The sequence below is a fragment of the Yinghuangia seranimata genome, from assembly GCF_029953285.1.
GTDB classification, from domain to species: Bacteria; Actinomycetota; Actinomycetes; order Streptomycetales; family Streptomycetaceae; genus Yinghuangia; species Yinghuangia seranimata.
This window is the reverse complement of record NZ_JASAOI010000090.1, coordinates 1-16116: the sequence shown is the minus strand read 5'-3', so window position 1 is coordinate 16116 and position 16116 is coordinate 1. Positions and strand designations below refer to the sequence as shown.

The 16116-nt window shown below is 72.7% G+C and carries 14 protein-coding genes and 1 pseudogene; 4 read left to right on the top strand and 11 right to left on the bottom strand.

Annotated features, from left to right (window positions below; genetic code table 11):
- Positions 1-26 precede the first annotated feature (26 nt).
- Positions 27-479 (top strand): universal stress protein, encoded by a 453-nt coding sequence (locus QI554_RS41625; protein ID WP_281478218.1) that lies wholly within the window; start codon positions 27-29, stop codon positions 477-479.
- A 20-nt stretch (positions 480-499) separates the two neighbouring features.
- Here QI554_RS41625 and QI554_RS41620 read toward each other — a convergent pair whose 3' ends face one another.
- The 3 genes from QI554_RS41620 to QI554_RS41610 form a co-directional block, all read right to left on the bottom strand.
- The gene (locus QI554_RS41620) at positions 500-1291 is read right to left on the bottom strand and encodes a hypothetical protein (protein WP_281478216.1); all 792 of its coding nucleotides are present in this window, start codon (positions 1289-1291) and stop codon (positions 500-502) included.
- Positions 1292-1372: 81 nt separating this feature from the next.
- Complete coding sequence (locus QI554_RS41615; RefSeq protein WP_281478214.1) at positions 1373-2290, bottom strand: LysR family transcriptional regulator; 918 nt, start codon at positions 2288-2290, stop codon at positions 1373-1375.
- A 124-nt stretch (positions 2291-2414) separates the two neighbouring features.
- Complete coding sequence (locus tag QI554_RS41610; RefSeq protein ID WP_281478212.1) at positions 2415-3206, bottom strand: TetR/AcrR family transcriptional regulator; 792 nt, start codon at positions 3204-3206, stop codon at positions 2415-2417.
- A 401-nt stretch (positions 3207-3607) separates the two neighbouring features.
- Between QI554_RS41610 and QI554_RS41605 the strand changes: the two genes are divergently transcribed.
- Positions 3608-5221, top strand: a complete 1614-nt coding sequence (locus tag QI554_RS41605; protein WP_281478210.1) for a SpoIIE family protein phosphatase — start codon at positions 3608-3610, stop codon at positions 5219-5221.
- An 81-nt stretch (positions 5222-5302) separates the two neighbouring features.
- Here QI554_RS41605 and QI554_RS41600 read toward each other — a convergent pair whose 3' ends face one another.
- A complete protein-coding gene (locus tag QI554_RS41600) occupies positions 5303-6697 on the bottom strand; it encodes an MFS transporter (RefSeq protein ID WP_425528139.1) in 1395 nt (464 codons plus the stop codon).
- Between the two features lie 231 nt (positions 6698-6928).
- On the opposite strand from QI554_RS41600, the gene QI554_RS41595 reads away from it, so the two are divergent.
- Positions 6929-7474: a MarR family winged helix-turn-helix transcriptional regulator gene (locus QI554_RS41595; RefSeq protein WP_281478206.1), complete on the top strand. Its 546-nt coding sequence runs from the start codon at positions 6929-6931 to the stop codon at positions 7472-7474.
- Positions 7475-7653: 179 nt separating this feature from the next.
- Here the strand turns inward: QI554_RS41595 and QI554_RS41590 are convergent, their stop codons facing one another.
- The 6 genes from QI554_RS41590 to QI554_RS41565 all read right to left on the bottom strand — a co-directional run bounded on the left by QI554_RS41590 (position 7654) and on the right by QI554_RS41565 (position 13578).
- Positions 7654-8079 (bottom strand): hypothetical protein, encoded by a 426-nt coding sequence (locus QI554_RS41590; protein ID WP_281478204.1) that lies wholly within the window; start codon positions 8077-8079, stop codon positions 7654-7656.
- A 40-nt stretch (positions 8080-8119) separates the two neighbouring features.
- The gene (locus QI554_RS41585) at positions 8120-9475 is read right to left on the bottom strand and encodes an ATP-binding protein (RefSeq protein WP_281478202.1); all 1356 of its coding nucleotides are present in this window, start codon (positions 9473-9475) and stop codon (positions 8120-8122) included.
- Between the two features lie 4 nt (positions 9476-9479).
- The gene (locus tag QI554_RS41580) at positions 9480-10991 is read right to left on the bottom strand and encodes an SCO6880 family protein (RefSeq protein ID WP_281478200.1); all 1512 of its coding nucleotides are present in this window, start codon (positions 10989-10991) and stop codon (positions 9480-9482) included.
- 3 nt (positions 10992-10994) lie between these two features.
- Complete coding sequence (locus QI554_RS41575) at positions 10995-12341, bottom strand: hypothetical protein (RefSeq protein ID WP_281478197.1); 1347 nt, start codon at positions 12339-12341, stop codon at positions 10995-10997.
- Positions 12331-13062, bottom strand: coding sequence for a hypothetical protein (locus QI554_RS41570; protein WP_281478196.1), 732 nt, complete (start codon positions 13060-13062; stop codon positions 12331-12333). Before QI554_RS41570 ends, QI554_RS41575 begins: the two co-directional genes overlap by 11 nt.
- A gap of 207 nt (positions 13063-13269) precedes the next feature.
- Complete coding sequence (locus QI554_RS41565) at positions 13270-13578, bottom strand: hypothetical protein (RefSeq protein WP_281478195.1); 309 nt, start codon at positions 13576-13578, stop codon at positions 13270-13272.
- Positions 13579-13761: 183 nt separating this feature from the next.
- Between QI554_RS41565 and QI554_RS41560 the strand changes: the two are divergent.
- Positions 13762-14754, top strand: a pseudogene (locus QI554_RS41560) (C40 family peptidase); the annotation flags it as partial.
- Positions 14755-15070: 316 nt separating this feature from the next.
- On the opposite strand, the gene QI554_RS41555 reads toward QI554_RS41560, so the two are convergent.
- Positions 15071-16116, bottom strand: a 1046-nt coding sequence (locus QI554_RS41555) for a peptidoglycan DD-metalloendopeptidase family protein (RefSeq protein ID WP_281478190.1), incomplete at its 5' end; no start/stop codon positions are given.

The window sequence follows — 16116 nt, the reverse complement described above, 5'->3', positions numbered from 1 at the left end:
CGACCGCGCGACGAGGAGGGCGACCGATGGCACAGGACGAACCGCGCGGGGTCGTGGTCGGCGTCGACGGATCCGACCCGTCGCGCCGCGCGCTCGACTGGGCGATGACGGAGGCCCAGCTGCGCGGCCTGCCGCTGTACGTGGTCAGCTCCGCGCCGCCCGCCGGCACCTACGCCGCGATGGCCCCCGGCGCCGTGTACGCCGAGGACATGAACGCCGCCCTGGAAAGCGTGCGCACCGAGACCGAGGCGCTGGTCGCCGACGTCAACCGCACCCGCGAGGCGGCGTATGACGGAGAACTGCACGTCCAGGTCTTCTCCGGCACCGCCACCGAGGTGCTGCTCGGCATGTCCGAGCGGCACGTCATGGTCGTGGTCGGCTCCCGCGGCATCGGCGGTTTCTCCCGGCTGCTGCTCGGCTCGGTCAGCACCGCGGTGGTGCACCACGCCGCCTGCCCGGTGCTCGTCGTCCGCGAGTAGCGCCCGGCCCCGGCGGGGTCCTAGGCCACGCACAGGCCGTCCCTGCCGCCCGCGCCGTCGTCCGCGCCGGCGTCGGAGAGGTCGCGCAGCACGGTGACGACGGACGCGCGCACCGTCGGGACCGCCGCGTGGCCGGTCGCCGCCAGGATCGGGTCGTACGGGGCGAGCCCGGCCAGCCGCACGAGCGCCGGCAGCGCGTCCTGCCGCTCCGCGACCACCGCGAGGCGGCCGTCGTCGAGCAGGTGCGCGGGCGTCCCGAAGACCTCCATGACATGCTGCGCGACCAGCAGCGCCAGGCGCAGCCGCTCGTGCGCGGGGTACGCGCCGATCTGCGGCTCCACCGCGACGACCAGCGGCCGGTCCGCCGGGTCGTCCGCCGCGCGGCGCATCAGGTGGCGGCGCAGCAGCGCCTCGCCGGGCAGCTCGCAGACCTGGTCGTAGCCGTCGACGACCGGCAGCCGGGCGTGCCGCGCCGCGATGTACGCGGACACCACCGAGTCGGACGCGCCGCGCCCCACCGCGGTCAGGAACAGCAGGTCGAGGTCCGACAGCGCGGCGAGCAGCGGGATGTCGGCGTCCGCCCGGTCGGCGGCGAGCTGCGCGCACGCGCCGCGGATCCGCCCGGGCCGGAAGAACGCCCCGACGGCGGCCTTCGCCCCGGGGGTCAGCCATGCGGCGGGTTGTGGCCAGCCGGCCGCGATGCTGCGCCGCCGCCACTCCGCGAGCAGCCAGGCCAGGTGCCGGTCGGCCGGCGAAACGGGCAGGTCGGCGGGCCTGTAGGGGGCGCGGGCGTGCTGAGGGTTCGTGGTCATACCCAGGGAGAGTGGGCACGTGTCGAATCGTGACGCGACATCCGCCGCGAGCTGGTGTGATCCGTATCACACCCGAACGGCCTAATGGGTCCGCAGCGGCGGCCTCAGGAACCAGTCGCGGCACACCGCGGCGAACGCCGCCGCCCGCCGCGTCTGCCGGACGCCGCGGGCTTGTGCCAGCACCAGGCGCAGCGCCGGCAGGTCGTCGGTCAGCTCCAGCGCGACCACCCGCCCCCCGTCGTACGTGGTGTCCGTCGCGGGGCGCTGGTTGAGGATCGCGAAGCCCTGGCCGGCCGCGACCAGCGCGCGCACCAGCTCGGTGCTGCGGGTGCGGAACCGCACCCGGGCATGGAAACCCACGCGCCGGGTCAGCGAGACGAAGTAGTCGCGGCTGTGCGGCAGGTCGAGCAGCACCATCGGCTCGTCGGCCAGCGCGTGCAGGGATATCGCCTTCTCCTCGGCCAGCGGGTGCGCCGAGGACACGATGACGTGCGGCGGCACCCGCGCCAGGAGCTCGCCGTCGAGCGCCTCGTGCTCGCCCTGGTCGTACATCAGCGCGAGCTCGCAGCCGCCGTCCAGCAGGTGCTCGCGCAGGGTGTCCCCGTCGTCGGCCTCGCTGACCCGGACCTCGACGTCCGGGCAGCGCACCGCGAACTCGGCCAGCAGCGGCGGCAGATAGTACGGCGCGACGGTGTGCGCGCAACCCAGCGTCAGATGGCCGCGCAGCGACCCGCCGAACGCCTTCGCGGCCGCCGCCATCTCGTCGGCGTGGCCGAGCAGCCCGCGCGCCTCGTTGAGGAAGCGCTCACCGGACGCGGTCAGGGACAGGCCCTTGGCGTGGTGCCGCACCAGCAGCTGGACGCCGAACTCCCGTTCCAGGTGCGCGATCGCGGCCGAGATCGCAGACTGCGACACCATCAGCTCGCGCGACGCGCCGGTCATGCTGCGGTGCTGGGCGGCGGCGACGAAATAGCGCAGTTGGACCAGGGTGAAGTTCATGCGGACCGACCGTCCCGCCCGGGCCGCCCGCGTTCGAACTCCATGTCCGGATCCTAATTCGGGCCCGCGCCGACCGCCCGTCGGCGCGGGCCCGCAGGGCACCCTTTCCGGGTGCGGCGACCGCCTAGCGGGTGCCGCCGCGCAGGAACAGGGTGTCCAGCTCGTCCTGGGTGAACGGCTTGCCGGGCAGCGGCGAGGGCCGGTCGGCCCGGAGGCCGTCCAGCACCACCTCCAGGTAGCGGGCGGCGACGGTGAGGCGCTGCGCCTTGGGCAGTCCGGGCGGCGGCAGCAGGCACGACAGCAGCAGCGAGATGTCCGCGTCGGACACGTCCTCGCGCAGCGAGCCCTCCGCCTTGGCGCGGTCCACCAGGTGGCACACCGCGTCGTTGAGCGCGGCGCGCCCGGCGCGCATCTCCTCGGTCACCGGGACCCGGCCGCTCAGCGCCGGGAACAGCCGGCCGGCGCCGGAGGCCACCGCGCGCCGCAGGTAGCGGTTGAGGGCGGACCACGCGTCGGGTTCCTCGGCCAGTGCGGCGACCGCCTCGTTGGTGAGCCGCCCGGTCTCGGTGGTCATGATCCGCTGGACCAGCGACTCCTTGCCGGAGAACCGCCGGTAGATCGTGCCGACGCCGACGCCCGCGCGCCGGGCTATCTCCTCCATCGGCGCGTCGTAGCCCAGTTCGCCGAACACCTCGCGGGCCGCGCGCAGCACCTGCTCGAGGTTGCGGCGCGCGTCGGTGCGCAGCTGTGTGGTGGATTCCGGGTCGGCGGGACTCGGCGGCAGGCCGAGCGGCGCGCGGCCGCGCTGCGGCCGGCGCGCACCGGGTATGCCCGCGGGATGCGACCCGCCGGCCGGCCTTCCCGCGCTCTCCCGATCCCGGGTCAGTTCGTTCGAATACGTACGCGAAACGCCCATGTACTTCCCCCGAAGGCAAATGTTCGTGTTCGTGTCCTGCTCGGACCGCTCAGTCATTGCCAGTTCGCCGAGCGTACCCGAGGTGCCTCTACCGCAGAACCGGAATCCGACGCAACGGTTGTGGAGGAAACGTGTCGTGCTGACGCTGTGTCAGCGTGGTGGCCCGTCAGCCGGTCCGGTGCCCACGGTGCGTGGGCATGAGGCCGCGCCGCGTCATCATCGTGTGACCGGCGTCACGAACATGTCGCGGACATTGCGGGCGCGTACCGATCCGTCCCCCGAACGGGGGGTCCGCCGCGCGGTCGCGATTCCCCTGTGGCCGACTTTCGCCCACACTGGTGATGTCACTAGAGGTAAACCTCACGGCACATAGTGTGAAGAACTCATCAGGAAGCAGGCGGTTGAACATCACTCGGTGGGGCGCCAGGCTGTCCGGTGACCGACGGCGATCCGTGCCCGCGGCGCGGATGCAGGACCGCATCGACACCTTCTCGTTGCGGGAAGTGCTGGCCCACGCACCCGCGCTCATCGCGGTCACCCGCGGCCCGGCACACGAGCTCGCCTACGTCAACGAGGCCTACCGCGAGGTCTTCGGAACGCGTCGGATCGGTCTCCCGGCCCGCGACATCATGCCCGAACTCGCGGACCACGGGCTGCTGACGCTGATGGACCAGGTCTACCGGACCGGGCGCGGACGCACCGTGCGCGCCCGCCGCGTGGACCACCAGGGCGCCGCGTATCCCGGTATGCCGGAGAGCGAACGACGGCACGGCTACTACACGTTCGTGTGCACCCCGGTGCGCGGAGACGGCGGCGAGGGAGGCCGCGCGGTGCGCGGCGTCCTGGTGTTCGCCGTCGACGTCACCGACCAGGTGCAGGCCACCGACCGGCTGCGGGAGAGCGAGCGGCGGCACCGGCAGGCGGCCGTCACGCTCCAGCGCAGCCTGCTGCCGCAGCGCCTCGAACACCCGGACGACCTGCGGGTGTCGGCCCGCTACCTGCCCGGCGGCGCGGACGCCGCGGTCGGCGGCGACTGGTACGACGTCATCACGCTCGGCGCCGGCCGCACCGCGCTGGTCATCGGCGACGTGATGGGGCGCGGCGTGCGGGCCGCCGCCGTGATGGGCCAACTGCGCACCGCGGTACGTGCGTACGCCCGCCTCGACCTGCCGCCCCACGAGGTGCTGCAACTGCTCGACGGGCTCGCGATGGAGATCGACGCCACGCAGATCGCCACCTGCGTGTACGCGGTCCACGACCCGAGCGAGGGCGTGCTGACCTACTCGACCGCCGGCCACCTGCCGCCGCTCGTGCGCGACCCGGCGGGCCAGGTGCACCGGCTCGACGACGCGCTCGGGCCGCCGCTGGGCACCGGCGGCAGCTGGCCGCACGTGTCCGGCAGCGTGCCGCTGGAGCCGGGGTCGACCGTGGCCTTCTACACCGACGGTCTCGTCGAGCGACGCGGTGAGGACATCGACCGGGGGATCGACGACCTCGCCGGGGCGTTGGACGAGGCGGTCGGGCCGCCCGAGGCCGTGCGCGACCGGCTGATCGAGCACATGCGGCTGCCGGTCGAACACGACGACGACGTCGCGCTGTTGGTCGTCCAGCTGCCGCGGCACGAGGGCCGCGCCGCGACGCAGTTCCGCACCGCCTCCCTCGACCTCCTCGGCGGCCACGAAGTCGCGGCCCGCGCGCGGGCGTTCACCTCGGGGGTGCTGGCCAGCTGGCAGGTCGGGGAGGAACTGCGGGAGTCCGGGGTGCTCGCGGTCAGCGAGTTCGTCGCCAACGCGCTGACGCACGGCGCGGCACCGATGCGGCTGCGCCTGCGGCGCACCGACCGGCGGCTGATCGTCGAGGTGTCGGACGCCGACGACCACGTGCCCCGGCGCCGCCGCGCGGCCGCCGACGACGAGAACGGCCGCGGCGTGGCGATCGTCGCGACCATCGCGAGCGCGTGGGGCTCGCGGCTGACCAACACCGGCAAGACGGTGTGGTGCGAGTTCCTCCTGTGAGGCGGGACGGGCCGTTCGGCGGGCGGCGCCTGCCGGGGGCAACGCCTCACTGGGCGCGCCCCCGGCGGCGACCGTGCCGGATCAGCCGGCCAGCGCCGGGACCCGCTCCTGCGGGGCGTCCTGACGGGGCCGGTCGGCGGGCTGCCTCGCGGGCGCCTCGTCGGGCGCTGCGACGGGCTCCTCCGGGGCCGCGTCGACGGGCTCCTGGACGGACTCCGTCGTGGCCGTCGCGACGGGGACCGAGACGGCCACGAGCACGCCGTTCTGCACCGGGCTGAGCCCGCGCCCGAGTCGGACGCCGAGCACCGTGATCAGGACCGAGCAGCCCATCAGGGCGGCCAGGTACGGGCCGTACGCGCCCGCGCCGACCAGCACGCCGGCGAACGCCGGGCCGGCCGCCATGGCGAGCTGCTTCACCAGCGACTGCGCCGCGTTGTACTGCCCCAGCAGGTGGCCGGGCGCGAGGTCCGCGACCATCGGGCCGAGGGTCGGCGCGAGCAGGCTCTCGCCGACGCCCATCAGCGCGTACGTCGTGATGATCGTGACCGCGGCCGCCGCGCCGTTGCCGTGCAGCAGCCCCGACACCGCCGTGACGATCCACGCCAGCAGCCACACCACGCCGGTCGCGGCGATCACCGAGCTGCGCCGCCGCCGCGCGACGACCTTCAGTACCGCGAGCTGGCAGAGCACGATGACCGCGGTGTTCGCGGCCAGCGCGACGCCCAGCATGCTCGGCGAGATCCGGCTGACCTCGGTCGCGAACGCCGCGAGGCCCGACTCGAACTGGCCGTAGCAGGTGAAGAAGATCAGCGCGCTGACCACGGACAGCCGCACCATCGCCTTGTTGCGCGCCAGGTGCCGCCAGCCCGCCCGGGTGCCCGCCGCGACGCCGGCCGCGGCCGGGGCGGCGTCCGGGACCCGCGCGGTGCCGACGACCGCGGCGAGGACCACGAACATCACGGTCTCCACCGCGAACAGAACCGTGAACGACGCCGGGTGCGCCGGGTCGACGATGAGCCCGCCGATCAGGCCGCCGATGCCCAGGCCCAGGTTGTTGAACGTGAACTGCAGCGCGAACGCGCGGGCCCGGGTCGGCGCCGTCGTGCAGCGCACGATCATCGTGGCCAGCGCCGGCTGGATGCCGGCCACACCGGCGCCGAGCAGCGCCGCGCCGACCAGCACCGTCGCGGGCGTGGTCGCGAGGCCGAGGGTCAGCGAACCGGCGCCCGCAGTGACGGCGCCTACGACCGCGACGGGGCGCGGCCCGCGCCGGTCGATGCCGGGGCCGACCAGCGGCAGCGCCAGCAGGGCGGCGACCGCCAGGACGCTGAACATGAGACCGGCCTGACCGGCGGACATGTCACGTACCCGGGTCACGTACACGAAGAGGAACGGAACCGTGAACCCGCTGCCGAACGCACTGAGGGCGTTGCCGAGCTGGATCCTCCGGAGCGCGCTGTTGTTGGTCGCCACCACACACCTCCCGACCGTCATGGGGCGGGGCCGGCCGAATCCGGTCCCGCGGGCCGTCGTCAGACCGGGCGTCCCGCGCGCAACCCGACGAAACCGCCGCCCGGGCCGGTGGCCGGTGCGACGGTTCGAGGGGTGGTTCGGAGGGAAGCTCAAGGCTGAAGACTTCAGTACTAAACTATACGCACGTGAAGTCTTTCTGTCTAATGACTTAAGGGCTGCGGGTATGCTTCGGGCATGGAGCAGGACCCCGCGACCGACCCGGTCTCCGAGCTCGAGACCCACCTCGCGGCCTTTCAGCGCGAGTTCCCCGAGATCGATCCGCAGGTCGAGGCGATCGTCGCGGCGTTGTTCCGGCTGCACCGGCGCATGGACGTCGCCTACGGGCGGCAGCTCACCGCGCTCGGCATCAGCAACGCCGAGTGGGAGGTGCTCCGCACCCTCGTGGTCGCCGGCCGCCCCTACCGGCTCGGCCCCGGCGAGCTGGCCCGCAGCCTCGGGCTCACCGCGGCCGCGGTCACGCACCGGGTCGACCGCATGGTCACCGACGGGCTGGTCACGCGCTCCCGCGACGAGAACAACCGGGTGCGCGTCATCATCGAGCTGACCGACGCCGGCCGCGAGATGTGGGACCTGGTCGTCCGGGAAGCCGCCCGCTTCGAGGCGGGACTGCTGCAGGACCTCGGGTCCGGCGAGCGCGCCGCGCTCGCCGACGGGCTGCGGCGCATGCTCGAGCGCGTCGAGGAGACCCAGCCGGACGCCGCCGGGCGCACCGAAGGCTGACACGCGCCCGCGGGAGGCTGGTGGGTCGAGTCGACCGGCGGGTGACCTGTCGGCCACGCGGCGGCCGACTCGGCCACGGTAGCCAGAGCATTCCCCGCCCCGGACCAGGCGATTCCGCTTCCGGCGGGGTTCACCCGAAGGTGTGGATCAGGCACCGAGCGTGCCCGCCGCGCGCCCCGTCAGGCCGCCGGACCCGGCCGCTCGCCGCCCGGTTCCGCGCCCTTCTCCGTCTCCACCGTGGACTTCGCGCGCGACGGCGGGCCCTGACGTTCCGTCAGCCGCACCCAGAGCATCAACGCGCACACCGCCAGCGCGACCGCGATCACCACCATCACACCGAAGACCGTCCAGAACCACGTCGGCGACGGCAGCGCCTCCGGCGGCGACCCTGGCCACGCCCGCGCCATATCGCCCGGATCGGCGAGGAGCTCGCGGATCGCCCGCCCGGAGCGGCCGAACCGCACGCCGTCCGGCCACGCCTGGTGCTGCGCGAGCCCGGCCAGTCCGGTCGACAGCCACGTCGCCGCCGTACCGCCGACGAGCAGCACCAGCACCCCGATCAGCGCACCGTCAGGTATGCCGCGTTGCGGCGGCCGCTCCGCCAAGGCCGACCTCCCCGATCCCCTGAATACGCCCCGGTCGCGGTCAGGCCGCCGGATCGCCCGCCAGCGCCGCGTCCGCGCGCACCCGCTCCTCGACCGCGTCCTCCGTCATCGCGCGGTCCGTGTACACCAGCGGCCGCTCTGTCTCGGTGATCAGGTGCTTGACCACCTGCACGTTGCCGTTGACGTCCCACACCGCGATGCCCGGCGTCAGCGTCGGGATGATCTCCACCGCCCAGCGCGGCAGCCCCAGCACCTTGCCGGTCGCGCGCGCCTCTTCCGCCTTCTGCATGTAGATCGTGCGGGTCGACGCCATCTTCAGGATCGCCGCGGCCTCCTTCGCCGCCGCGCCGTCCACGACGTCCGACAGGTGGTGCACCACCGCGACGAACGACAGGCCGAGCCGCCGCCCGAACTTCAGCAGCCGCTGGAACAGCTGCGCCACGAACGGGCTGTTGATGATGTGCCAGGCCTCTTCCACCAGGAAGATCCGCTTGACCCGGTCCGGGCGGATCCACGTGTGCTCCAGCCACACGCCCACGATCGCCATCAGGATCGGCATCGCGATCGAGTTCCGGTCGATGTGCGACAGGTCGAAGATGATCAGCGGCGCGTCCAGGTCGATCCCGGTCGTCGTCGGGCCCTCGAACATGTTCTTCAGGTCGCCGTCGACCAGCCGGTCCAGGACCAGCGCGACGTCCAGACCCCAGATCCGCACGTCGTTCAGGTCCAGGCTGAGCAGGTCCGCCGACTCCTTCGTCGGATGGCGCAGCGCGTCGACGATGTCCGGGAGTATCGGCTGACGGTCCTTCACCATCCGCACCACGAAGGCGTGCGCGGCCTTCAGCGCGTAGCCCGCGCGCTCCTCCAGCGGGCGGCCCATCGCCACCTCGATGATGGTGCGCAGCAGCGCCAGCTGCCCCGTCGACGTGATCGACGGGTCCAGCGGATTGAGCCGGATCGCCTCGCCGGTCAGGTCCGTCGGGTCCAGGCGCACCGGCTTGATGCCCAGCGCCTGCGCGATGAGGCTCCACTCGCCGACGCCGTCCTCGCCCTGCGCGTCCAGGACCACCACCTGGCGGTCCCGGAAACGGAGCTGGCGCAGCACGTACGTCTTCTCCAGCGCGGACTTGCCGTTGCCGGACTCGCCCAGCACCAGCCAGTGCGGCGCGGGCAGTTGCTGGCCGTACAGCTGGAACGGGTCGTACACGTAGCCCTTGCCCGAGTAGACCTCGCGGCCGATGATCACCCCCGAGTCGCCGAGTCCGGGCGCCGCCGTCGGCAGGTACACCGCCTGCGCCTGCCCGGTGGAGGTGCGCACCGGAAGCCGCTGCGTCTCCGGCTTGCCGAACAGGAAGCTGGAGAAACCCTCGGTCAGTAGCGAAAAGATGCCGGTCACGGCGTCACCTCCTGATGCCGGTGGCGAACGGCAGGGTGTTCACGAACGCGCGGTGCTGCTCGCGGTCGCACCACTCCAGTTTGAGGAAGCACTTGCCGGCCGACGCGCGGATCGTCCGCTTGTCGCGCGCCAGTTGCTCCGGATCGCGGGACGACACCGTGATGTAGCCGACCAGGTTGACGCCCGCCGCACCGCCGGCCAGGTCCTCGCCGCGCTGGTCCACGCGCCCGGTGTGGGCGAGGTCGCGGGGGTCCACGACGCGGTTCATCTTCGCGGCGCGCGCCGCGTCGGCGTCGTCGTTGGTCTTCTCCGTCAGCATCCGCTCGATCGCGATGTCGGTCGGCTCCAGGTCCATCGTGACCGCGACCGTCCGGATCACGTCCGGGGTGTGCACCAGCAGCGGGGCGAGGAAGTTGACGCCCACCGGCGTCAGCGGCCACTCCTTGACCCACGCGGTCGCGTGGCACCACGGGCGCGTGGTCTCCGACTCGCGGGTCTTGGCCTGCATGTAGTTCTGGTGGGTGGCGTCCAGCTCGGCCGGCCACGCGTACCGCGCCTGCATGCCGTCGAACTGGTCGATCTGGTGCTCAGGGTCGTACATCGAGTGGATCAGCGACGCCAGCCGCGCCTCGTTCATCGGCTGCCGCACCCGGATGTCCGCCTCGGCGAGCCGCGCGCACACGTCCGTCAGCTCACGCGCCATGACCACGCCCAGGCCCTGGTCGCCCTTGCCCATCACGGACGACTCGGCGGCCAGGTCGCGGTTGTAGTGCATGCACGCGATCAGGTACGCGCGGTGCTGCTCGCTCGACGTCGACACCATCGACTGCAGCTGGTCGTACGAGTCCTGCACCCAGCGCGGCGAGTTCGCGGATCCGCGCCGGGCCACGTCCTTCGCGTGCGCGTCCGGGTCGGCCGGCATCGTCCGCGCAAGGATCTGCAGCCGCGTCACGAACCCGTCGCCGTTGGCGACATGCTTGAGCAGCGTGCCGAACCGCTCGACCAGCGCCTCCTGGTCCTCCGAGTCGCGCAGCCCCACGCCCGGGCCCTCGATCTCGATCGCCGCGGTGACCGTCCGGCGCTCCAGGTGCATGAGCACCGCGAGTTCGTCGGGACCGAACGGCACGCTCATCCACGACAGCCGGCCCACACCGGGCGGCGTGCCGACGGCCACCGCGCCGCCGTTCAGCCGCGTGCCCGCCTCCATCACCGCCGAGCGGTAGCGCGAGCCGCGTTTCAGCGTGCGCTTGTAACTGCGGTTGATCTCGAACCACTTGTAGAACGTGCGCTGCTTGTACGGCATGTACACCGCCGCGAACGCGATCAGCGGGAAGCCCACCAGACCGACCAGGCGCACCAGCAGTATGGGAATCAGGAGACCCCACAACAGCCCGATGGCGCCGCCGGCGATGATCAGGAAGATCTCGCCCGGCTCGCGGTTCTTGCCGATGACGGCGGTCGGCTTGGCCTTGCCGATGAGGAAGGTCCGGCGGCGGTGGATCGGCTGTGTGGTCATGGGTCAGGCCTCGTTCCGGGTCCTGGCGTGCGGCGTGTTGCTCGGGTTGCCGGCACTTGGCGGCGGGGTGGGGGAGGGGGCGGGAGCGGGGGCCGCGGGCCGGGCGGCGGTGCCGCGCGTACCGTGCGCCGAAATGCCCGACGCCACCGCGCCCGCGGCGGCCGGGCCCGGCTGTTCGCCGCCCCCGCCCCCTCCGCCTCGGCCCGCGTGCGCCCGGATGCCCTGCTTCATGAAGTTCGCCGGGCCGCTCACCATCGCCGCGCCCCCGGCGGCCATCGCCCTGCGGCTGCCGTGCAACGACGCCATGTCGTCACCGAGGTTGGGCACGAACCGGTAGATGAGCGCCGTCGCGAAGATGGACAGCACCATGATGGCCAGGCCGGACAGCACGGACCCGAACGCGTCCTGCTGACCGTCGGTCGCGGAGACCGCGGTCGCCAACCCCAAAACGATCACCACCACCGGTTTCGCGAGCAGCACCGCCACCATGATCCCTGCCCAGCGCCGGACATGGTGCCACATCGCCTTGTCGACCAGTCCGGAATAGACGGCCGTACCGAGCATCGCACCGACGTACAGCATGGCGGCGCGGACCAGGAGTTCGCACCACAGCACGGCGGCGGCGGCCATCGAGAGCAGCGAGACGAAGATGAGCATCACGGGGCCGCCGCCCAGCCCGCTGTTCGGGCCGAGCGCTTTGGCGAAGCCGCCGAGGAACCGGTCGGTGTCCTGCTGCGTGCCGGACGCGATCGCCGACGTGACGCCGTCCGTCAGCGACACGGCCAGGTAGAGGGTGAGCGGCGTGAACGCCGAAGCCAGCACGGCCAGCCAGAGATAGCCGACCGCCTCGGTGATCGCGGTCGTGATCGACGCGCCGCGCACCGCGCGCTTCGCCACCGCGAGCATCCACAGCAGCAGGGTGAGGAACGTCGACGCGGCGAACACGACGGCGTACTGGCGCAGGAAGCCCGGGTTGGTGAAGTCGACCGACGTGCTGCCGTTGACGGTGGCCGACAGCTTCTCGATGATCCACGTCGCGGCGTCCGCGCAGCCCTTGGCGATCGAGCCGAGTGGATCGGCGACGAAGCCCGCCGTCTGCACCGCGTTGCCCGGCACCCCCGGCAGCGTTCCCGCGTCGCCGTTCTGGCAGTACGTCTTGGCCGGGCCGGTCAGCATGTCGCAGTACGCCTGCACGGCACCGCCCCCGCCCGACGGCGTGGGCACGGCGGTGGCGAGGGACCCGGCGGTACCCGACGGCACTGGGGTCGCGGACACCGCGGACGGCATCGCGGACGGCACCGCCGACGGCGTCAGAGAGGGGAGGATCGGTGCGGGCGGGCTAGCGGGCATAGCTGAGTTCCTCGAAGTCCCGGACGGCCTGGGCGATTTCCTCCGCCCCCGAGGCGGACTGCAGCCCGCTGACCGGGGTCGGCCCCTCCTTCTGGCTGAAGTCGACGAGCTTCCAGTCGTCCGCGGCCCACGTGAGCCGCATGGTCGTGGTCGTCCACGCCTCGCTGACCGGCTTGCTCGAACCCGCCCCGGCGAGGCCCACCAGGCCCGCGCCCCACACCTCCACGGTCGCCGCGTCCGGCGAATAGGCGGCGACCCGCGTGCCCACCGGCAGGACCCGGCACACGAACGCCAGCCCGTTGGGCGCGTTGCCCTCCGGGTCGAGGCCGAACGCCGCGGTCTGCGCGCCGAAGGCGGCGTCCGCGCGGGCCGACAGCGCGGCCCTGCCCGCCGGATCGCCGATCGCCGCGATCAACTCCCGCCGCGACGCGGTCCGGAACATCGCGGACGAGCCGTACGCGGTCGTGTAGTTCGCGGCGGCCGACTGTGCGCCCGCGCGCGTGCGGGGGTAGCCGACCGCGACGCCGGTCACCGGCGCGCCGGGCGGTCGGCCCTGCGCCGCCGCTACCGGAACGGAGCCGCGCGGTACCGCCGCGGCGCCGGCGGGGGAGTGCTTCGCCTCGCGGGTGCCCGCATAGCCGAGCACCAGCAGCACGGTCGCGACCAGGGCGAGCGCCCCGGCCCACGACGCGAACCGGGTGCGGGGTTGGCCGTCACCCATCCGAGGCCCCGGGCGTGGCCGCCGGACGGCAGGAGATCACCGGTAATTCGCCGGAAATACCGGAAATGCCGAAAAAGCCGACCTCACCCGAATTGCCGGGGGAATTGCCGGGCGTTTTTCGGGCATACGTCGCACCTGGGGAGTTGCGGGGGCAGGCGTACGCCACGTGAGCCACCTCGGGTCGGCGAATCGGGCACGATCGCGGTACTAGATCGCCATCCCGTAGATGATCGTGAAGAGGGTGCCGAGCGAGCCGATGATGAACACGCCGGTGAGTCCGGCGATGATCAGGCCCTTGCCCTGCTCGGCACTGAACGTGTCGCGCAAGGCGGTTGCCCCTATCCGCTGCTTCGCGGCGCCCCAGATGGCGATCGCGAGGCAGAGCAGGATGGCGATCGCCATCACTACCTGGACCATGGTGCGGGCCTCCTGGCCGAGCGACCCGAAGGGCCCCCAGTCCGGCGCGATTCCACCGATGATCGTGTTGATGTCGCCGTTGCCTGCACTGAGGTACATGCCGTTCACCGCCCCCGACTCGGGCTTCTCCAATTACCCCCGCCGGGTGGAACGGGGGCCTCGTGCCTCTCGATTATTCTGGCCTGACGGCACCGTTCGGGCCACCACCCCGGCGAGACGGCTCGCTCACTGTGTGTATCACGGGTGATTGCGCAGAGCAATCATGGCGCGCAGAATGCGCGCATGCGTACTGCCTGGCTCGCCGTGGGCGCCGCCGCCGCGCTTCCGTTCGGCCTGGTCGGACTGCTTGCGATCACCCTCGGCGCGATGTCCGGCGGCAGCGCGCCGTCCGTCGCGAGCGCCCCCGCCGTCCTGGCGCCCGGCACGGTTCCGGTCGCCTACCAGCCCGCGATCGAGCGGTGGGGGCGGCTGTGCCCCGAGCTCTCGCCGACCCTGCTCGCGGCGCAGCTGTACCAGGAGAGCGGGTTCGACCCGAAGGTGGTCAGTCCGGTCGGTGCGCAGGGCATCGCGCAGTTCATGCCCGGCACGTGGCCGGAGTGGTCGACGGACGGCGACGGCGACGGGCGGCGCGACCCGTTCGACCCGGACGACGCGATCCCCTCGGCGGCGAAGTACGACTGCGCGCTGGCCCGGTCGATCGCCGCGGTGCCGGGCGACCGCACGGACAACATGCTCGCCGCCTACAACGCCGGCGCCTTCCGGGTGACGCAGTACGCGGGTGTGCCGCCGTACAAGGAGACCCGCAACTATGTGAAGAACATCCGCTCGCTGGCGCAGAGCTTCGGTGCGGTCAAGGCGCCGCTGCCGCCGTCGGCGCTCGCGGTCGGCGCGATCGAGTTCGCGCAGTCCAAGCTGGGCACGCCTTATCTATGGGGCGGTGAGGGCACGGCGGCCGACGGCGGGCGGTTCGACTGCTCTGGGCTCACCCAGGCGGCGTACGACAAGGTCGGCATCAAACTGCCGCGCGTCGCCAACGACCAGTGGAACGCGGGGCGGCACCCGGTGCGCTCCGAACTCCTGCCCGGGGACCTGGTGTTCTTCGCGAACGACCTGAAGGATCCGCGCAGCATCCACCACGTCGGCATCTATGTCGGAGGTGGCGCGATGATCCACGCGCCGTACACCGGCGAGGTGATCCGGTTCGGGAAGGTCGACAAGCCGGACTACATCGGCGCGACGCGCGTGACGCCGGACGGCGCGCAGGCCCTGCCGACGCGCGGGCCGGGCGGGGTGACGGGGTCGGGCGCGGGGGCTCCGCAGTCGGCGTTCACCGAGGTCTCGGCCTCGCCGTCGCCGTCGCCGTCGCCCTCGCCGTCGGCGAGGCGGTCCACGCCGTCGTCGTCCCCGACTTCGTCGCCCCCGACTTCGTCGCCCCCGACGTCTTTGCCGTCCCCTTCGCCGTCGCGCTGACGACCGCCCGACAACGCGGAAGGCCCCGGACCAATAAGGTCCGGGGCCTTCCGCTGTCACGGTGCGCTGGGGGGGCGCTACCGCGTCACTGCTCCCACCAGCACAGCGGAGTGTGCGTGGATCAGACGTTCACACCGTGCGCGCGCAGGAACGCGATCGGGTCGATGTCCGAGCCGTAGTTCGGGCCGGTGCGGACCTCGAAGTGCAGGTGCGGGCCGGTCGAGTTGCCGGTCGAGCCCGACAGGCCTATCTGCTGGCCGGTGGAGACCTTCTGGCCGACCGACACGGAGATCGAGGACAGGTGGCCGTACTGGGTGTAGTGGCCGTCCGCGTGCTTGATCACGACGTTGTTGCCGTACGCGCCGCCCCAGCCGGCCTCGACGATGACGCCGGAGGAGACGGCCTTGACCGAGGTGCCGGACGCGGCGGTGAAGTCCTCACCGGTGTGGCCGTGCGACCACAGCGAGCCGGAGTTGCCGTACGAGCCGTGCGCGGCACCCGGGACCGGGCGGACCCAGCCGGACGACGACGCGGTGGACGAGCTGGCGCTGGAGTCCGACGACTTCGCGGTGGACGAGCCCTTGGCGGTGCTCGAACCCTTCGCGGAGCCCTTGTCCTCGCTCACCTTGACCGAGGACTGCTCGGCCTTGGCGGACGGGGCCGGGGTCTCGGCCTTGGGGGCCGCAGCCGGCTTGGCGGGGGTCTGGGCCGGGGCCACGACCGTGGTGCCGAGCGCGAGCTTCTGACCCGGGAAGATCAGGTTCGGGTTGCCGCCGACGACCGAGCGGTTCAGGTCGTACAGCTTCTCCCAGCCGCCGGAGATCCCGTGCGACTTGGCGATCTTGAACAGCGTGTCGCCGACGACGACCGTGTACGCCGCCTTGGTCTCGACCTTGGGGGCCTCGGCCTTCGGCGCGGGCGCCTCGGTCTTCGGCGCCTCGGTCCGCGGCGCCCAGGTCTTCACCTCGGCCTTGGGGGCCTCGACGACCTTGGCCTGCGGCGCGGCCGGCTTGGCCTCCGCCTTCGGCGCGGCGGCCTTCGCGGAGCCGGTGTCGACCTGCGGCGCGGCGCCGCCCTTGGTCAGGCCCGCCTTGATGGAGCACACCGGCCAGGCGCCGGGGCCCTGGCTGGCGAGCACCTTCTCGGCGATCGCGATCTGCTGGCCCT

Bases quoted from the DNA above. Each gene is read 5' to 3' on its own strand.
- QI554_RS41595 (WP_281478206.1), top strand. From the start codon at position 6,929: ATGGAGCAGGACCCCGCGACCGACCCGGTCTCCGAGCTCGAGACCCAC.
- QI554_RS41580 (WP_281478200.1), bottom strand. From the start codon at position 10,991: ATGACCACACAGCCGATCCACCGCCGCCGGACCTTCCTCATCGGCAAG.
- QI554_RS41575 (WP_281478197.1), bottom strand. From the start codon at position 12,341: ATGCCCGCTAGCCCGCCCGCACCGATCCTCCCCTCTCTGACGCCGTCG.
- QI554_RS41610 (WP_281478212.1), bottom strand. From the start codon at position 3,206: ATGGGCGTTTCGCGTACGTATTCGAACGAACTGACCCGGGATCGGGAG.
- QI554_RS41615 (WP_281478214.1), bottom strand. From the start codon at position 2,290: ATGAACTTCACCCTGGTCCAACTGCGCTATTTCGTCGCCGCCGCCCAG.
- QI554_RS41625 (WP_281478218.1), top strand. From the start codon at position 27: ATGGCACAGGACGAACCGCGCGGGGTCGTGGTCGGCGTCGACGGATCC.
- QI554_RS41565 (WP_281478195.1), bottom strand. From the start codon at position 13,578: ATGTACCTCAGTGCAGGCAACGGCGACATCAACACGATCATCGGTGGA.
- QI554_RS41570 (WP_281478196.1), bottom strand. From the start codon at position 13,062: ATGGGTGACGGCCAACCCCGCACCCGGTTCGCGTCGTGGGCCGGGGCG.
- QI554_RS41620 (WP_281478216.1), bottom strand. From the start codon at position 1,291: ATGACCACGAACCCTCAGCACGCCCGCGCCCCCTACAGGCCCGCCGAC.